The organism is Micromonospora aridisoli (assembly GCF_056150025.1).
In genome coordinates, this window is the sequence record NZ_JAXCFK010000001.1 from 657,450 (window position 1) to 672,990 (window position 15,541).

Here is a 15,541-nt window from a genome sequence, read left to right on the forward strand (position 1 = left end):
AGGTGAGGTCCCTGCATTGGCCGCACCGAGATGGCAACCACCGTCTGTCGAGAAGCAGAATTCCGGCGTCGCGGCTCGACCCGTCGAACATCAGCCCCGTCCGACATGGACGGCAAAGGATAAGGAGGTGCGCGGACCGCTCGAGGTGACGTGGCCGGCACCGGGCACCGCACTCGCCGATCTGTCCACTGTTCGAATGTCGAATGCCGATGCTGGCCGCTACGCATCACCAGCTAGGGCACGCGCCGGCGGCCTGCCCGTCTGGGTATCGGACGCTGCTCATCCGAGTGGAACGGCAGAGCCTGTCGGTCGGGTTCGGGTGACGGTCCGCGACCGGAGTGACGCCGCAGCGGCGGGGGTGGCCGGCGTGGTACTAGACATCAGCCACGGCGACAACCTGACCGGAGCCAACCGACAGCCAAGAACCGTCGCGCGATCGGTGCGGGTGCAGGTCGACTACAGCGGCTTCGCCGATGCGTACGGTGGCGATTGGAGTTCCCGGCTGCGGCTGATGACACTGCCGAGCGGACAACTGCTGCGGAGCGACAACGATGTCAACAAGCGAGTTGTGGATGCCGTCGTTCCATTGTCGGCTACGGGCGCGGCCACCACGGTGGCGCTCGCCAGTGGGCCGGCCGGAACCAACGGCGACTACAGAGCGACCAGCCTGAGCCCAGCCTCTACCTGGCAGGTGTCGCAGCAAACCGGTGACTTCAGCTGGCAGTATCCGCTGCGAACGGTGCCAGCGGTGGGTGGGCCGGTTCCCTCCATGGCGCTGTCCTATTCATCCAGCGCACTGGACGGGCGAACTGCCGGAAACAACACCCAGGGCTCCTGGATCGGCGACGGTTGGGAGATGTGGCCCGGCTACATCGAGCGAAAGTTCGTGCCCTGCGCTGCGGACAAGGACGCCGTAAACGGTGTCACCCCGAACAACAACAGTGTGAACAGCGGCGATCAATGCTGGAAGAAGCCGGAGGGCAACGCAACCCTGTCGCTGAACGGACGAGCGACCGAGCTGGTCAAGGCGACCGGGAAGACTTGGAAGGGGGTCACTGATGACGGCTCCCGGATCGAGTTGGAGAAGGACGCCGCAAACGGCAACGGCGATGACGACGGCGAGTTCTGGAAAGTGACCACGCGCGACGGGACGCAGTACTTCTTCGGGCGAAATGTGAATCATGGCGGGGCTTCAGGTGCGACTGCTACCGATTCGACGTGGACAATGCCTGTATACGGAAACCACCCAAATGAGGCCGGATACACTGCAGGCAATTTCGCCGCGTCCCGACGTACCCAGGCTTGGCGTTGGAACCTCGACCATGTCGTTGACCCGCATGGCAACACGATGACCTACTTCTATCAGAAGGAGGCGGGTGCCTACGGACGTGAGGGTGATCCGGCCAAGCGCACCACCTACGACCGAGGCGGCTGGCTGTCGAAGATCGAGTACGGCAACCGGGCGAACGCCGGATCGAGTACGCACGCCGCAGCTCGGGTCCTGTTTGACGTGGCGGACCGGTGCACGAGCAATTGCTGGAGCAACGGTAAGGCGACGGAAGCCTCGTGGGTGGACACCCCGTGGGATCAGTACTGCGGGGCCGCGCCGTGCACCAACGTGCTGTCGCCGACCTTCTGGACCAGCAAGCGACTTCAGCGGGTGCGTAGTCAGGTCTACAGCGGTGGCGGTGGCGTCTATCACGACGTGGAATGGGTGACCCTGCGGCACACCTATCTGCACGCGGGAAGCAACGAGGGCAAGCCGATGTGGCTGGCCGGCATCACGCGTACCGGCAAGGCGACCCGGACTGGCGCCGTCGAGGAGTCTGAGCCGGAGATCGTGTTGGACCCGCAGGCGGACCCGCTGGCCAACCGGGTCGATGGGCCGGCGGATGGCCGGTCGAATCTGTTCCGGTACCGGCTCGGCACCATCACCACCGAGTCGGGAGCACAGATCAGCTTGGCGTACTCGGGTACCGAGTGCACCCGGTCAACGTTGCCTGAGGAACACGCCAACGACAAGCGCTGCTATCCCCAGTGGTACGCCCCGGTCGGCGAGGAGGCGACGAAGGACTGGTTCCACAAGTACCGGATCAGGCGAATCGACGTGTACGACAACACGGGCGGTTTCACTCACGAACAGATCAACTACGACTACCTCGACAAGCCGGCATGGCGCTACGACGACTCGGAACTGGTCGAGGAAAAGAAGCGCACCTGGGGACAGTTCCGAGGGTACGGCCGCGTCGTGGTCCGCAAGGGGTTGGAATCCGGCGTGCAGTCCGCCGTCGAGTACCGCTATCTGCGCGGTATGCATGGCGACAAGCAGCCAAGCGGTACCCGGCAGGTCACGGTGACTGACTCGCAGGGCGTCTCGATCCAGGATCACGAGGCGTACTCCGGCATTCTGCTGGAGGAAACCACGCTTCTTGGCGCGGGTGGATCGTGGATTTACGGCACGATCAATACTCCGGTGCGGCAAGGGCCCACCGCGACCAGCGGCCCGCTCAAAGCGTGGATGACCAACATCGGAACCGTTCGCAACCGCACCAAGCTCAGTAACGGCGAAGCACGATGGACCAAGGTCAATACTGAATTCAACTCCGACAACCTGCCGACCCGGATCGAGGATCTCGGCGATGAAGGCCGAGTCGACGACGACACCTGCGACCGCATCTGGTACGCCCGCAACGAGACCAACTGGATGCTCGACAAGATCAAGCGAGAGGAGAAGGTGAGCGTCAACTGCGCGGGCACCCCCTCTGCGGCGAACACGCTGTCCGGCAGGCGGAACACGTACGATCTGGAGACCAACAGTTGGGACACGTTCCTGCCGGTCCGCGGGCTGGTGGCGAAGGTCGAGGAACTCGACTCCTGGACCGGATCCACCGCGAACTGGATCACGACCGGTCGAGTCCGGTACGACGCGAACGGTCGGGTCACCGAGTCGTACGACGCACTCGACCGACGGACCCGGACTAGCTACACACCGGCTCTTACCGGGCCCGTCACGTCCACGATGCTGACCAACGCGTTGGGGCACACCAACACCACGGTGACGGCACCGGAGTGGGGGCTGCCGTCGGAGATCATCGACCACCCCAACAACCTGCGGACAGATTTGAGCTATGACTCTCTGGGCCGGCTGACCCGGGTGTGGTTGCCGGGGCAATCAAAGAGCACGAATCCGACCAGACCCAACCTTGAGTTCGCCTACCGGCTGCGCAGCAACGCACCCACCGCCGTTACCACGAAACAGTTGACCGGCACGGGGAGCAGCTACCTGACTGGCGTGAACCTCTACGACGGCCTACTTCGGTTGCGCCAGACCCAGACCCAGGCGCCGGGCGGCGGCCGTGTCCTCACTGACGAAATCTACGACTCCCGCGGACTCGTCGAGAAGGTCGCCAAGCCCTACTACGACACCACGAACGCGGCGCCGGACACCAACCTGGTGGCTGGTCCTGGCTGGCCGGCGATCCCGGCCGTCACTGAGAACGTGTATGACGGTGCGGAACGACTCACCAACGAGATTCTGTGGGCAGGCTCGACCGAGAAATGGCGAACGGTCACGACCTACGCCGGAGAACGGACCAATGTCCGGCCGCCGGATGGTGGAACTGCGACGACTACCATCGCCGATGCTCTAGGCCGCAATGTGGAGTTGCGGGAGTACAAGAACGCGAGTCAACTGGGCAGTGACGACCCAGCGACCTTCGAGCGCACCCGTTACACGTACACGGCCGGAGGCGAACTCGCGACGGTCACCGACCAGGTGGGGAACCTCTGGCGGTATAGCTACGACCAGCGTGGTCGGAAGATCAAGGATGAGGATCCGGACAAGGGCGCTACCGAGACCAGCTATGACGCCGTGGGACAGATCTCGACGGTCAAGGACGCGCGCGGCGTCATGCTCGCCCACAAGTACGACGACCTGGGCCGGAAGGTCTCACTGCACGAGGGCTCGGTCACCGGGCCGATGCGCGCCAAGTGGACCTATGACACCCTGCCGTACGGGGTGGGAAAGCTCAGCGCCTCGACCCGGTACGAGCCAGCCGGCTCGGCCAACGCCTACACCATCGCGGTCAAGGGCTACGACAATGCTGGACGGTCCCAGGGCACGGAAGTGACCATCCCGAGCAGCGAAGGTGGTCTCTGCGCCGCAGGTCTGACCACACCCTGCACCTACACCTTCGGCACCGAATACCGGGCCGACGGGAAGGTCACCAGGACCACCTTGCCAGCGGCGGCTGGCCTCCCCGCCGAGACGCTGGTGCAGGCGTACAACGACGTCGCGTTGCCGACCGGCCTGGTGAGCGCCGCGCAGATCTACATCCATAGCGCGACCTACGACAAGCTGAGCCAGCTCAGTCAGCGGGTACTTGGTGCCGTCGGCAAGAGGACCTGGCTGACCTACACCACCGATGCCAGGACCGGCCGCTTGAGCACCGCATCGGCGATCCCCGAGCTGGCCAATGAGATCTTCAATCTGGAGTACTTCTACGACGACTTCGGTAACTTGAGCCGGATCCTGGATACGCCGAACGGCGGGCAGACTCCGGAGACGCAGTGCTACCGATACGACCACCTTCGTCGGTTGACCTCTGCCTGGAGTCCGACGTCGGGCAACTGCGGCACGGCACCGAGCATCAACGGCCTGGGTGGCCCGGCACCCTACTGGAACAGCTACGAGTACGACAGCACCGGCAATCGGACCAGGGAGACCCGCCACGCGACGAACAATGTGTTGGACCTGCGCCATCCGGCGTCCGGCTCGGTGGGTGCGAAGCCGCACGCGGTCAACAAGATCGACTACAGCGGTGCGGAAACCAAGAGCCAGGAATTCCGGTACGACCAGTCCGGCAACATGATCTGCCGGCCAGCGGGCACCGCCGCCAACACCTGTTCCGGCGACCCAGGCTCGCAGACCCTGACCTGGGACAAGGAGGGCCGGCTGGAATCCGTCACTGGTGGCACCAGCTTCCTTTACGACGCCGACGGCAACCGTCTGATCCGGCGGGACAGCACCGGCGCCACCCTCTATCTGCCGAGCGGCACCGAGGTGCGCAAGCCGACCAGCGGCGCCGCCGTAGGCACCCGCTTCTACCAGCACAGTGGCGTCAACATCGCGGTCCGTACCGCGACCTCGTTGCAGTGGCTCGTCGGCGACCATCACAACACCGCAACCGCAACCGTGGACAACTCGAACCTCACGGTCGCCCGACAGCGCACCCTGCCCTTCGGCGAGGTCCGTGGCTCATCCGGAAGTTGGCCCGGCGCGGCCGACAAGGGTTTCGTCGGCGGGACACGGGACGGCACCGGTCTGACCCACCTGGGGGCCCGGCTCTACGATCCAAAACTGGGTAGGTTCATCTCCGTGGACCCGGTCGTTGACCACTTGCAACCGCAGAGCCTGCACGGCTACGCGTACGCCTTCAACAATCCGACTACTCTGACCGACCCGGACGGAATGTGGCCGTGGTCCAAGAACCGGGGCAACGGGGGCTTGCTCTCCCAAGCTGTTTCAGCCGCCAAGTCGGCAGTGCGTGGAGTCGTTGACAACGCTGGCACGATTTCGGCGGTACTCGGCGTTGCGGCGATTGCATGCGCAGTGATTCCTGGTGCGCAGCCGGTCGGAGCGGTGTTGGGCACACTCTCGCTAGGCTTTGGCGCCATCGACACAGCCAAATCGTGCTACCAGCGGAACGCCACCGACTGCGGCGTCGGGGCGCTTAGCCTGATTCCCGGCGGAAAGGTGTTGGCGTTGGGCGCGAAGGCCGCCAAGGTTACGAAGGCCCAGAATGCGGCAGCGGACACTGTGGAGACAACGAATCGCGTGCTCGACATCACTCGGAGTCGTGGTATGTCCTACCAGTCGCGGGCCCCGTTGATGAACGAGCGTATGGACGGATACCGCAAGGTCTTCGACCTGCACAATGAGAAAGTGGCGCTTGAAACAAGGGAGGCTGTTTACGAGTACGTGGGTAACGTCTTTCTGGCCGAGAACGTTCTTTTCGAGAGCTGCAAGGCGTTCGCCAACTGTAGCGAGAGTCGGCACGAGATGATCGTCAATGGCGGCGAGCGTCGCCAGAACTCGGGTGGCAACTCCGGTGGCGGCAGGTCTGGTGGAGGCAATTCGGGCGGTGGTAAGCCTGGTGGCGGTAACAACGGCTCGCCCAAGCCACCTTCCAGCCCGTCCGTCCCGGGCTCGCCGGGTGGGGGCTGCACCGACGTTCGGCGCGGCGGCGGGTTGATGTTGTGTTGACAACCAAGAGGTCAGAGGGTATGTCAGAGCCAAGGCTGCGTGATCTAGGTGGCTACCTCCCGTTGCTTCTATCCAGGCCGCTCCGTTGGTTTTGGTTCAATCGGAACCTCGTTTCAACCGAAGCGCCGACGACTGCTGCGGAACTGCGCTCGTGGACGCGTGGGTTTCCGAGGAGCCGAAGTGATGCCCAGATCGCGAACCTGGTGCGCGTCCTTGGGTGGGCAAGTGTCCTGATCGTCGCGCTGGCTTGCTCGATGCCGCTCGCGCTGCTGACCGGCAGCAGTGGGCAACGAGGTCCGGCTGCGGTGGCGCTGCTGACCATCCTTGCGGTGGTTCTCACGTTCGCCAGTGGGGCGTGCATGGCCAGCGCTACTCGGATGGGCCTGTCGATCGCCGCAGGGGATCGGCTTGACCGGAGGTTGGGTCTTGAGCAGGGGCGCGGGCGGCGCCGCGGTCTCCTACTGCGGCTCTGCCTGCCGTCAAACGCCGAACTGCTGTTCGCGTCGGTGTGGGCGTCCTGTCTCACGCCGGTGCTGTTTGAAGTCATCGTCCGGCCCGGCGGCTGAGGGGTTGGCAGGGGGGCCCGCCACCCGCCCGCAGCGGCCGGGTGGCGGGCCTTCCTGCGTCGGAGGGGCCCTATCTTTTATTGACAGTGGTCTTTACTGTTAACAAGGTTTAAATTATGTTGGTGGCACCTCACCAGGCAACACGCCGACAAGGAGCTGCCGTCATGCGCCGAAGAATCACCCTTCCGCTCGTCGCGACGGGCGCGATGATCTCCACCCTGGCCGTCGCCGCCCCCGCGCAGGCCCACGGCTACGTCTCGTCACCACCGAGCCGCCAGGCGCTCTGCGCGCAGAACCGGGTGCCCGACTGCGGGCAGATCCGATGGGAACCGCAGAGCGTCGAGGGCCCCAAGGGGTTGCGCAACTGCCACGCCAACATCGCGCACTTCGCCGTCCTCAACGACGACAACCGCGGCTGGCCGGCCACCTCGGTCGGCAGCACGGTGACGTTCACCTGGGTCAACACGGCCATGCACGCCACCCGCGACTGGGAGTACTTCATCGGGAGCACCCGCGTCGCGCGCTTCGACGGCGGCGGACGCCAGCCCGGCGCGACCGTGACGCACACGGTCAACTTCTCCGGCTACTCCGGCCGGCAGAAGGTGCTGGCGGTGTGGAACATCTCCGACACCGCCAACGCCTTCTACTCCTGCGTCGACCTGCAGATCGGTGGCGGCGGCGGCAACCCGACGCCCAGCCCCAGCCCGACCACCAACCCGCCGGCACCGTCGCCCACCCCGACGGTCGCCCCGACCACCAACCCGCCGGCCGGCGGCACCTGGACGGCCGGTCGCGCGTACGCCGTCGGCGACCAGGTCACCTACGGCGGCCGCACCTACCGCTGCCGGCAGGCGCACACCGCCATCGCCGGGTGGGAGCCGCCGAACGTACCGGCGCTGTGGAGCCTGGTCTGACCACCGGGAGGTGCGGTCGGGCGCGGCCGCACCTCCCGCTTGCCGCGCCGTCCGGCCCGGCGGCGCTGTGGGAGCCGGCGGTGCTGTCGGGCCCGGCCGCGCCGTCCGGACCCCTCGCCCGTGCCGGCGTGTCGCCGGCCGGCCCGGCCAGGGCGCGTGCTGCGGCGGGTGCGCGGCGGGCCGGGCTGTTCGTGCTGCCGCTGTACCTGCTCGCCGTGCTGCTGGCGGCCGGCTGTGGCGGCTCGCCCGCGCCGTCCGGGCGGGATGGCTCCGGCGACGGTACGCCGCCTCCGGTGGCCGCCGCCGGTGCGACGCCGACCGTCGCGAGCGAGATGACCGGTATCGACCTGCTGTTCCTGTCGATGATGGCCGGGCACACCGAACAGACCCTGGAGATCGTCCGACTGGTCCGGGGGCGGCTCGTCGACGGCGAGCTGCGGACACTGATCGCCGCCGTCGAGGTGACCGAGGCGGACGAGTTGGCAACCGCGCGGGGCTGGCTGGCGCAGGCCGGGCGCAGCGCCCGCGCCGACGACCACGCCGGGCACGGCACCGGCCCGGAGCAACTGGAACGGCTGCGCGACGCCCCGGACACCGAGGTCGACACGGTGTTGATCGAGGTGCTGAGCGCGCATCAGAAGGCCGCCGCCGACCTGGCCCGGGCACACCTGGCGGCCGGTACCGACGCCCGGGTGCTCGACCTGGCCCGGCGCGTCGAGCAGTCGCGTACCGCTCAGGTCGCACTGATGGCGGGCCGGCCGGCGGCTGACTGACCGCCCGGCCGGGCGAACCCCCGCCGGAGCGGACGCGGGTCGGCGCGGGCCGGACCTGGCGTGCGTACCCCGGACCGGCGCGGCATCGGCACAGGCCGACCTGCCTGTCGAAACGGGGCGTTGCCGGCGCGGCGTAGGCCGGACCCGGCTTGCGTGGGCCGCAGTGGCGGCGGTCTGTGTGCCCCGGTCAGGCGTCGTTCGGGTCCAGGCGGATGGAGAGCGAGTTCACGCAGTGCCGGGTGTTCTTCGGGGTGAAGCCCTCGCCGTGGAAGACGTGCCCGAGGTGGCTGTCGCAGCGGGCGCAGCGGATCTCGGTGCGACGCATGCCCAGGGAGTTGTCCTCGATCTCCTTGATCGCGCCGGGAATGGCGTCGTCGAAGCTGGGCCAGCCGCAGTGCGAGTCGAACTTGGTGTCGCTCGGGTACAACTCGACACCACAGGCCCGGCACCGGTACATACCCGGCGTCTTGGTGTCGACGTACTCGCCGGTCCACGCGGGCTCGGTGCCGTGCTCGCGCAGCACCCGGAACTCCTCGGGGCTGAGCCGGACCCGCCACTCGTCCTCGGTGCGGGGCAGTTCGCTGTCGGGAAGAGTCACGGCTCAACGGTACGCCGAAGGTCGTACCCGTCGCATATGGTCGCGCAATGGGTGGCACGAAGGCTGCGGCCGAGCAGATCGAGGTGGCCGGGCACACCGTACGACTGTCCAGCCCCGATCGGGTGATCTTCCCGGAGCGCGGCTTCACCAAGGCCGACGTCTTCCACTACTACCTCAGCGTGGGCGACGGCATCATGCGGGCGCTGGGCGACCGACCGACGACCTTGCAGCGCTTCCCCGACGGCATCGAGGGGGAGATGTTCTTCCAGAAGCGGGTGCCGACCCGGGGTGTGCCGCCCTGGGTGCGTACCGCGGAGATCAGTTTCCCCAGCGGTCGCAAGGCGGCGGAGCTGTGCCCGGCGGACCTGGCCCACGTGGCCTGGGCGGCGCAGATGGGCACCGTGGTGTTCCACCCGTGGCCGGTCCGCGCCGCCGACGTCGACCGGCCCGACGAGCTGCGGGTCGACCTCGATCCGCAGCCCGGCACCGACTTCGCCCACGCCGCGACGGCCGCCGCCGAGCTGCGCGCGATCCTCGACGAGCTGGGCGTGCCCGGCTGGCCGAAGACCTCCGGTGGCCGGGGCGTGCACGTCTACCTGCGCATCCAGCCGCGCTGGACGTTCGTCGAGGTACGCCGGGCCACCATCGCACTGGCCCGGGAACTGGCCCGCCGCCGGCCCGACCTGGTCACCACCGCCTGGTGGAAGGAGGAGCGCGGCGAGCGGGTCTTCGTCGACTACAACCAGATGGCGCGGGACCGCACCATCGCCTGCGCGTACTCGCTGCGCGCCAACGCCCGGGCAACCGTCTCCACCCCGGTCACCTGGGACGAACTGCCCGACGTCGACCCGGACGACTTCGACCTGCGTACCGTGCCGGAACGGCTGGCCAAGCAGGGTGACCCGCACGCCGGCATCGACGACGCCGGGTGGGACATCACGCCGCTGCTGGAGTGGGCCGAGCGGGACGCCGCCGGCGGCGAGGGCGACCTGCCCTACCCACCCGACCACCCGAAGATGCCCGGCGAGCCGAAGCGGGTCCAGCCGTCCAAGGACCGCGACCGCCCTCGCTGACCGTCACCGGCGCGTGTCGCCCGCCTCCACCACGGTCTTGGCGGTCAGCAGGTCCGCTCCGGTGGCCTTCCGGTACTCCGCGATCGCCTTGATCTTGTTACCGCGGGCGAGGTGCTCCCGGACGACCGGGGGCAGCGGATCGGTGTCGGCGACACCGAGGTGATCCATCACCAGGGTCAGCCGCCGCTCCAGCTCGGTCAGCCGGTACGCGGTGCGGGCCACCTCGCGACGGCTCGGCGCCTGCGCGAGCAGAAGGCCGACGACCAGGGCGAGGAGTGTGGCCAGAAAGATCTCCATGCCGATGATCGAACCAGCCCCGCGCTACGGCGGGCAACGCGCCCGCGCCGATCGAGCGTCAGCTCGGGGCGCCACCCTTCACACCGTTCACGAAGGAGCGCCACTGGCAGGCGTCGAACCGCAGCACCGGCCCGTCGGCGTCCTTGCTGTCCCGCACCCCGACTGCGCCGGCCAGATTGTCGGCCACCTCGACGCACTCGCCCTCACCGCTCCGGCTGCTCTTGCGCCACCGGGCGTTGGTCAGGTCATTCATCGAAGGTCTCCTTGATAACCGTCCCGATCAGATCTTCAGACTCGCGCACGCCCAGTGAAAGATCCAGAAGGGTGGCCCAGGCGTCAGCGTACGCCGCCACTTCTGTCGGCTTGTCCAGGTAGAGGCTGCCGGTCAGCGACTCGCTGTAGACGGTCGACGGCTCTGCGGGCCGCGTGCCGACCGCTGGAAAGTCCAGCATGATGAACGACCCGGCAACGGATGCCGCGTGAGGGCCGCTGCCCAGCGGCAGTACCCGGACCGAGACGTTCGGTCGCTGTGCGGCGTTCACCAGGTGTGCGAGTTGGCTGCGCCAGGCGTCCAGGTCGGTGATGGGGCGGCGGATCACGGCCTCGTCGATGATGGCTTCGAAGCTGGGAGCCTTTGGGCTGCGGCGAGCGAGCAGCTTCTGACGCTCCATGCGTAGCGCGACCTTCTGCGCTATCTCATCCTGGCTCCGGCCAGCCTTGGCGCTGAAGATGACCGCAGCGTATTCGGCGGTCTGGAGCAACCCAGGAATCAGCGTCGGCTCGTACTGCCGCACGCGGCGGGCCGCCGCCTCCAGCCCGACGTACAACTCGAACCATGCCGGGATGGCCTCACCGTAGGCGTGCCACCAACCCCGACTCTTGCTTTCCCGGGCCAGGCTGACCATGACCTCGGTCAGCTCGGCGGAGGTGCCGTAGTGCTGGCACATCAGCGTCACATCATGGGTGCGGAGCGAGGTCTGTCCGCTCTCCAGGCGGTACATCTTGGCGCGCGACCATTCGAGAGCCTCGGCGGCAGCCTCCAGGTTGATGCCGGCTTCCTCCCTGGCCTGGCGCAGCAACCTGCCCAGTTGCCGCCGTGGCACCGAAGAGCCAACGTCGCTCATGTCACCCCGTCTCAGATCGGTGCAGCCAGTGTCTCGTTTGGAACAGCATCGAGGCCCAGATGACACATCGTCAATATCTTTTCCCGAATCTCCGCATGAGACGTTGCAGACTGACGAAGCGCGGGGCGATGGTGGCAGGCATCGGCAATATCGATGCGTGTTCGCGGGAGGCTCGTGGTGGCTCGGTGGAAGTGGTTTCAACGGCAGGACAAACCGATCGACGTGGTGCAACGGTCCGCGTACCAGGAGCGAGCCGGTGCGTACCACACCGATCAACCCGAGCGGAACGCCCCGATGACGGTCCAGCCGCAGCAGCGGCCCCTGCTGCGGCTGGCCAGGCTGTGGCGGTCCCGCCACGCCGTGCGGCGATGCCACCGGCGGAGCTACCGGTGAGTGGGGAGCAGGGGATGTGGTCCGTCGAGGTGACGGACCTGCCCGAGATCGAGGTCGACAGCAAGCCGGAACTGCTGGTGCTCGTGGCCGAGAACGACATCCCGATCGGCTGGGCGATCGTCCTACCCGAGGGGGACTTCTGGCTGATCCGAAAGTCCGCCCGGTCCTTGGCCCACGGGTCGAGTCTGGCGACGCTGACGACCTTCTGGGCCACCGTCCTCGGTTGCGACGTGGGGCGACCCAGACTGGCAGGCCCCCCGTCCGCCGGTGTCAGAGACTGAGCTTCATGCCCTCGTGGCTGGCGACGAAGCCGAGGTCGCGATAGAACCGGTGCGCGTCGTGGCGGCTCTTGTCTGTGGTGAGCTGCACCAGGCCACAGCCGCGCTCCCGTGCCTGGTTGATCGCCCAGGTCATCATCTGCCGGCCCAGGCCACGTCCGCGCTGGTCCGAGCGGATCCGGACCGCCTCGACGAGCAGCCGCTCGGCGCCGTGCCGGCCGAGCCCGGGGATGTAGGTGAGCTGCATGCACCCCACCACCTCGCCGTCGGTCTCACCGACCACGAGCTGGTTGCGCGGGTCGGCGGTGATGTCCGCGAACGCCTTCTCGTACGTGGCGTCGACCTCCCCGACGTCACGGGTACGTCCGAGCACGTCGTCGGCGAGCAGATCGAGTACGGCCGGCAGATCCGCCCGGACCGCCTCACGGAAGATCACCTCATTCATCCTGCGAGCGTCCCATAACGGCACGAGCCGATCGGCCGGGGTACGCGGCTGCTGAGCGGCGTTCGGTATCGAAGCGGTAGCGGCCAACCCCGGCTAGGGTCGATGCGGCGGGGCGCTGAGGAGGAGACGCTTGTCCATCGCAGTAGGCGGGGGTCTTCACTCGGTGTTGCGCGAAGCCGGACGTAAGGCGGCGCGTCTCAAGAGGACGACCGTCGGCGTGGACGATTTGCTCTTCGGGCTGCTCGGGCGCTATCCGCAACTTGCGGCTGCGGTCCCGGTGCGACCACAGCCGCGACCCGCGGAGGAATCGCCGGGTCCGTGTGATGCTCCTGAGCTGCCGGTGGAACTGACGCTTGAGATGGCACGGGCGATGCGGGAAGCGTACTGGCGAGCGTTCGGTTGGCCCGGTCCGGCGCGGGACCGGATCGCCGAGACGCCAGGTTGGGAGGCTTCGGCGACGGCGGTGTTGTGGCTTGCCGCCCGTCTCGCGGTGCTGCGTCGAGCACCGTGCGTGGGCAGTGATCACCTACTTGAGGCGCTGCTGGAAGACCCGGAAAAGCGCGTCTACCGATACGTCGTGTCGGATCGCCTTCTGCCGGGCCACCTGGATGAAGTGGTGGCGCGACTCTGGCCCCGGGGAGATCGGGAACCGCCGTGGTCTGGAATCGCTGATCCGCTGCGCCAGATCGGGATACTTGCCGGCCTGCGCCCCGCCGGACCGGCAGTTCGGCTCAAGAAGAGCCTCGCCGTCTCGGCCAGTCGGCTGCTCGCCCAGACCACGCCAGCGCTCGGTTGGCTGGAACTGGAGGCGGTCGCCGAGACGGTTCGGCTCGGGCACGACCGCACGTCGTCAGCGCATCTGATCATGGCGGTGCTCGTCCTCGAGGAGGAGTTGCAGGCCGCGAACCTGCAACCGGCCACGCCAGCCGATGCCGCGAACGATCTCCTGCTCGGCTGCTTCGGAGCGGCCCGTCAGGAGGCAAGCATGGCGATCGTCGCGACAGACTACGGCGGAGAGATGGCTGGACCGCGCCGGAAGCGTGCATGGCAGACCGACCGGAACAATCCGCCGTGGACGCTGGCGGCCGCCCAGATCGCCGAGCAGGCGCGTGAACTGGCCAGCCTCGGCGCGCGGCTGCCAGCGGGCAGTGCCCACCTGGCCTACGCCGCCGTCACCGCATCTGACGGGAGTTGCCGGCAACTGCTCGAGGACCTGGGCGTCGACCCTTCAGCGGTTCGCGACCTGGCCGCCGATCGCCTGGGACTGACCTGCTCTGCCTGATCGCTCTCGGAGCGTCCTGACGCAGGAATCGAGGCCGATACGTCGCTGTGCCTCCGACAGACTTCAGTGGCAGTGGTGCTGGTCCGACTGGACGGGCGTGGCGCCGGGGCGGGACCACTGGGCTACCGGGCGGCCGTCCTTGCGCCACCAGCTGTACGTCGGGTCGGCCTGCGGCCAGCCGTCGGGGGAGTCCTCCCAGGCTTCCTGTCGTCCGTAGGCCGTCATGTCGAGCAGCTTGAGCGAGCCCATGATCGCCTCAACGCCGCGTCCGGTCGTCTCGTAGGTGAGGAACACCCGGTCACCCCGGCGCAGGTAGCAGGCGATGTTGCCGCCGCCGGCGACCGCGGGCTCGTCGATGCCGTACGTCGAGTACCACGGGTGGAGGTAGCCCATGAACTCGCGGAACGGTGCGATCTCCTCGTACGGTCCCTCAACGAAGACCGCGAACCTGATGCCCCGTGCCGCCAGGTAGCTAGCCTCGTGGAAGTTCCAGATGCTGATGGTGCAGCCTTCGCACTGCTCCTCGAACGGCTTGCCGAGGTGCCACATGTGCTTGTAGACCACGAGTTGGTCACGCCCGTCGAAGATGTCGAGCAACGAGACCGGGCCCTGCTCGCCGACCAGTTTGACCGGGTTGACCGCGGTCATCGGAAGGCGACGGCGGGCCGCGGCGATGGCATCACCCGCCCGGGTGTGCTCCTTCTCCCGTACGAGCAGCGCGTTCCGTTCCCGAAGCCAGGTGTCGCGGTCGACCACCGGAGGCGCTGGCGGTGTATCCATACTCTGCATATCGCTACTATAAACATAGTGCCTACTCGTGTGAAAGAAGTTGATCGGGATTGCCTGCCAAGTTGACCTACGCGCACCACGGCGACGCCTGCCGGGCTGCCAACGCCCTTGACCTGGTGGGCGACAGGTGGACGCTTATCGTCGTCCGCGAACTGCTCCTCGGCCCCAAGCGTTTCGCCGACCTTCAGGAGTCCGTCCGTGGCATCACGCCAGCCGTCCTCAGTGACCGGCTCAGATCCCTGCGTCAGGCCGGCATCGTCGACCAGGTGACGCTTACCGACCTGGCGCGCACCCGCGCGTACGCCGTGACCGAGTGGGGCCGTGGTCTGGAGTCGGTCCTGGCGTCCCTGGGTCGCTGGTACTCGTCCGGGCCGGACCCGTGCACCAGCGGTGGCATAACCCCCGACGCCATGGCCCTCGCCATGCGCACCATGGCGGCCCCCGTCCCCGAGGGTCTGCCGCCGACCGCCCTGCGCCTCTACGACACCCGCCAGCCCGGCCCTCCCGTACGCGAGTATCGGCTGGCCGCGATCGACGGGCTGCTGGACGTCCAGCCCGGCGCAGCCGTCGACCCGGTGGCGACCGTGACCGCCGACTCGACGGCCTGGAGCGAGGTGCTCTTCGGTGGCCTGCCGCTCACCGACGCCGAACGCGCCGGCACCGTACGCGTCGAGGGTGACCGCGAACTCGTCACCCGCGTCGTACGCCATTACCGCACGCCCGCCCGCCCTTAGCTAGGTGCGT

The 15,541-nt window shown here is 67.6% G+C and carries 14 protein-coding genes; 8 read left to right on the plus strand and 6 right to left on the minus strand.

Going from position 1 to position 15,541, the window contains the following annotated elements; genetic code table 11:
• Nucleotides 1-127: 127 nt before the first annotated feature.
• The 4 genes from SM447_RS03010 to SM447_RS03025 all read left to right on the plus strand — a co-directional run bounded on the left by SM447_RS03010 (nucleotide 128) and on the right by SM447_RS03025 (nucleotide 8,518).
• Entirely contained in the window at nucleotides 128-6,265 is a 6,138-nt protein-coding gene (locus SM447_RS03010; RefSeq protein ID WP_474571140.1) for an RHS repeat-associated core domain-containing protein, read from the plus strand.
• A 254-nt stretch (nucleotides 6,266-6,519) separates the two neighbouring features.
• Nucleotides 6,520-6,831 (plus strand): hypothetical protein, encoded by a 312-nt coding sequence (locus SM447_RS03015; RefSeq protein ID WP_474571141.1) that lies wholly within the window; start codon nucleotides 6,520-6,522, stop codon nucleotides 6,829-6,831.
• Nucleotides 6,832-6,995: 164 nt separating this feature from the next.
• Nucleotides 6,996-7,745: a lytic polysaccharide monooxygenase gene (locus tag SM447_RS03020; protein WP_474571142.1), complete on the plus strand. Its 750-nt coding sequence runs from the start codon at nucleotides 6,996-6,998 to the stop codon at nucleotides 7,743-7,745.
• Between the two features lie 83 nt (nucleotides 7,746-7,828).
• The gene (locus SM447_RS03025) at nucleotides 7,829-8,518 is read left to right on the plus strand and encodes a DUF305 domain-containing protein (RefSeq protein ID WP_474571259.1); all 690 of its coding nucleotides are present in this window, start codon (nucleotides 7,829-7,831) and stop codon (nucleotides 8,516-8,518) included.
• Between the two features lie 187 nt (nucleotides 8,519-8,705).
• Here the strand turns inward: SM447_RS03025 and msrB are convergent, their stop codons facing one another.
• On the minus strand, nucleotides 8,706-9,116 hold the full coding sequence (gene msrB, locus SM447_RS03030; protein WP_474571143.1) for a peptide-methionine (R)-S-oxide reductase MsrB: 411 nt from the start codon (nucleotides 9,114-9,116) through the stop codon (nucleotides 8,706-8,708).
• 47 nt (nucleotides 9,117-9,163) lie between these two features.
• On the opposite strand from msrB, the gene ligD reads away from it, so the two are divergent.
• The gene (ligD, locus tag SM447_RS03035) at nucleotides 9,164-10,189 is read left to right on the plus strand and encodes a non-homologous end-joining DNA ligase (RefSeq protein ID WP_474571144.1); all 1,026 of its coding nucleotides are present in this window, start codon (nucleotides 9,164-9,166) and stop codon (nucleotides 10,187-10,189) included.
• A 3-nt stretch (nucleotides 10,190-10,192) separates the two neighbouring features.
• Here ligD and SM447_RS03040 read toward each other — a convergent pair whose 3' ends face one another.
• The 3 genes from SM447_RS03040 to SM447_RS03050 are packed head-to-tail and all read right to left on the minus strand — an operon-like array spanning nucleotide 10,193 to nucleotide 11,610.
• On the minus strand, nucleotides 10,193-10,486 hold the full coding sequence (locus SM447_RS03040) for a hypothetical protein (protein ID WP_474571145.1): 294 nt from the start codon (nucleotides 10,484-10,486) through the stop codon (nucleotides 10,193-10,195).
• A gap of 58 nt (nucleotides 10,487-10,544) precedes the next feature.
• A complete protein-coding gene (locus SM447_RS03045; protein ID WP_474571146.1) occupies nucleotides 10,545-10,739 on the minus strand; it encodes a DUF397 domain-containing protein in 195 nt (64 codons plus the stop codon).
• Nucleotides 10,732-11,610 carry a helix-turn-helix domain-containing protein gene (locus tag SM447_RS03050; RefSeq protein ID WP_474571147.1) on the minus strand — a complete coding sequence of 293 codons (879 nt, stop codon included), beginning with the start codon at nucleotides 11,608-11,610 and terminating at the stop codon, nucleotides 10,732-10,734. Before SM447_RS03050 ends, SM447_RS03045 begins: the two co-directional genes overlap by 8 nt.
• Nucleotides 11,611-11,999: 389 nt before the next feature.
• On the opposite strand from SM447_RS03050, the gene SM447_RS03055 reads away from it, so the two are divergent.
• A complete protein-coding gene (locus tag SM447_RS03055) occupies nucleotides 12,000-12,284 on the plus strand; it encodes a hypothetical protein (RefSeq protein WP_474571148.1) in 285 nt (94 codons plus the stop codon).
• Here the strand turns inward: SM447_RS03055 and SM447_RS03060 are convergent.
• Complete coding sequence (locus SM447_RS03060; RefSeq protein ID WP_474571149.1) at nucleotides 12,274-12,726, minus strand: N-acetyltransferase family protein; 453 nt, start codon at nucleotides 12,724-12,726, stop codon at nucleotides 12,274-12,276. The two genes, SM447_RS03055 and SM447_RS03060, sit on opposite strands and share 11 nt — an antisense overlap.
• Before the next feature lie 217 nt (nucleotides 12,727-12,943).
• On the opposite strand from SM447_RS03060, the gene SM447_RS03065 reads away from it, so the two are divergent.
• Nucleotides 12,944-14,008 carry a hypothetical protein gene (locus tag SM447_RS03065; protein WP_474571150.1) on the plus strand — a complete coding sequence of 355 codons (1,065 nt, stop codon included), beginning with the start codon at nucleotides 12,944-12,946 and terminating at the stop codon, nucleotides 14,006-14,008.
• Nucleotides 14,009-14,071: 63 nt separating this feature from the next.
• Here the strand turns inward: SM447_RS03065 and SM447_RS03070 are convergent, their stop codons facing one another.
• Nucleotides 14,072-14,797 (minus strand): DUF899 family protein, encoded by a 726-nt coding sequence (locus tag SM447_RS03070; protein WP_474571151.1) that lies wholly within the window; start codon nucleotides 14,795-14,797, stop codon nucleotides 14,072-14,074.
• Nucleotides 14,798-14,859: 62 nt separating this feature from the next.
• Between SM447_RS03070 and SM447_RS03075 the strand changes: the two genes are divergently transcribed.
• The gene (locus tag SM447_RS03075) at nucleotides 14,860-15,531 is read left to right on the plus strand and encodes a winged helix-turn-helix transcriptional regulator (protein ID WP_474571152.1); all 672 of its coding nucleotides are present in this window, start codon (nucleotides 14,860-14,862) and stop codon (nucleotides 15,529-15,531) included.
• The last annotated feature ends 10 nt before the right edge of the window (nucleotides 15,532-15,541 follow it).

Excerpts from the sequence above, each read along its gene's own strand:
- SM447_RS03045 (WP_474571146.1), bottom strand. The coding sequence starts at position 10,739 with ATGAATGACCTGACCAACGCCCGGTGGCGCAAGAGCAGCCGGAGCGGT.
- SM447_RS03020 (WP_474571142.1), top strand. The coding sequence starts at position 6,996 with ATGCGCCGAAGAATCACCCTTCCGCTCGTCGCGACGGGCGCGATGATC.
- SM447_RS03040 (WP_474571145.1), bottom strand. The coding sequence starts at position 10,486 with ATGGAGATCTTTCTGGCCACACTCCTCGCCCTGGTCGTCGGCCTTCTG.
- SM447_RS03070 (WP_474571151.1), bottom strand. The coding sequence starts at position 14,797 with ATGCAGAGTATGGATACACCGCCAGCGCCTCCGGTGGTCGACCGCGAC.
- SM447_RS03015 (WP_474571141.1), top strand. The coding sequence starts at position 6,520 with ATGCCGCTCGCGCTGCTGACCGGCAGCAGTGGGCAACGAGGTCCGGCT.
- SM447_RS03060 (WP_474571149.1), bottom strand. The coding sequence starts at position 12,726 with ATGAATGAGGTGATCTTCCGTGAGGCGGTCCGGGCGGATCTGCCGGCC.
- SM447_RS03050 (WP_474571147.1), bottom strand. The coding sequence starts at position 11,610 with ATGAGCGACGTTGGCTCTTCGGTGCCACGGCGGCAACTGGGCAGGTTG.
- ligD (WP_474571144.1), top strand. The coding sequence starts at position 9,164 with ATGGGTGGCACGAAGGCTGCGGCCGAGCAGATCGAGGTGGCCGGGCAC.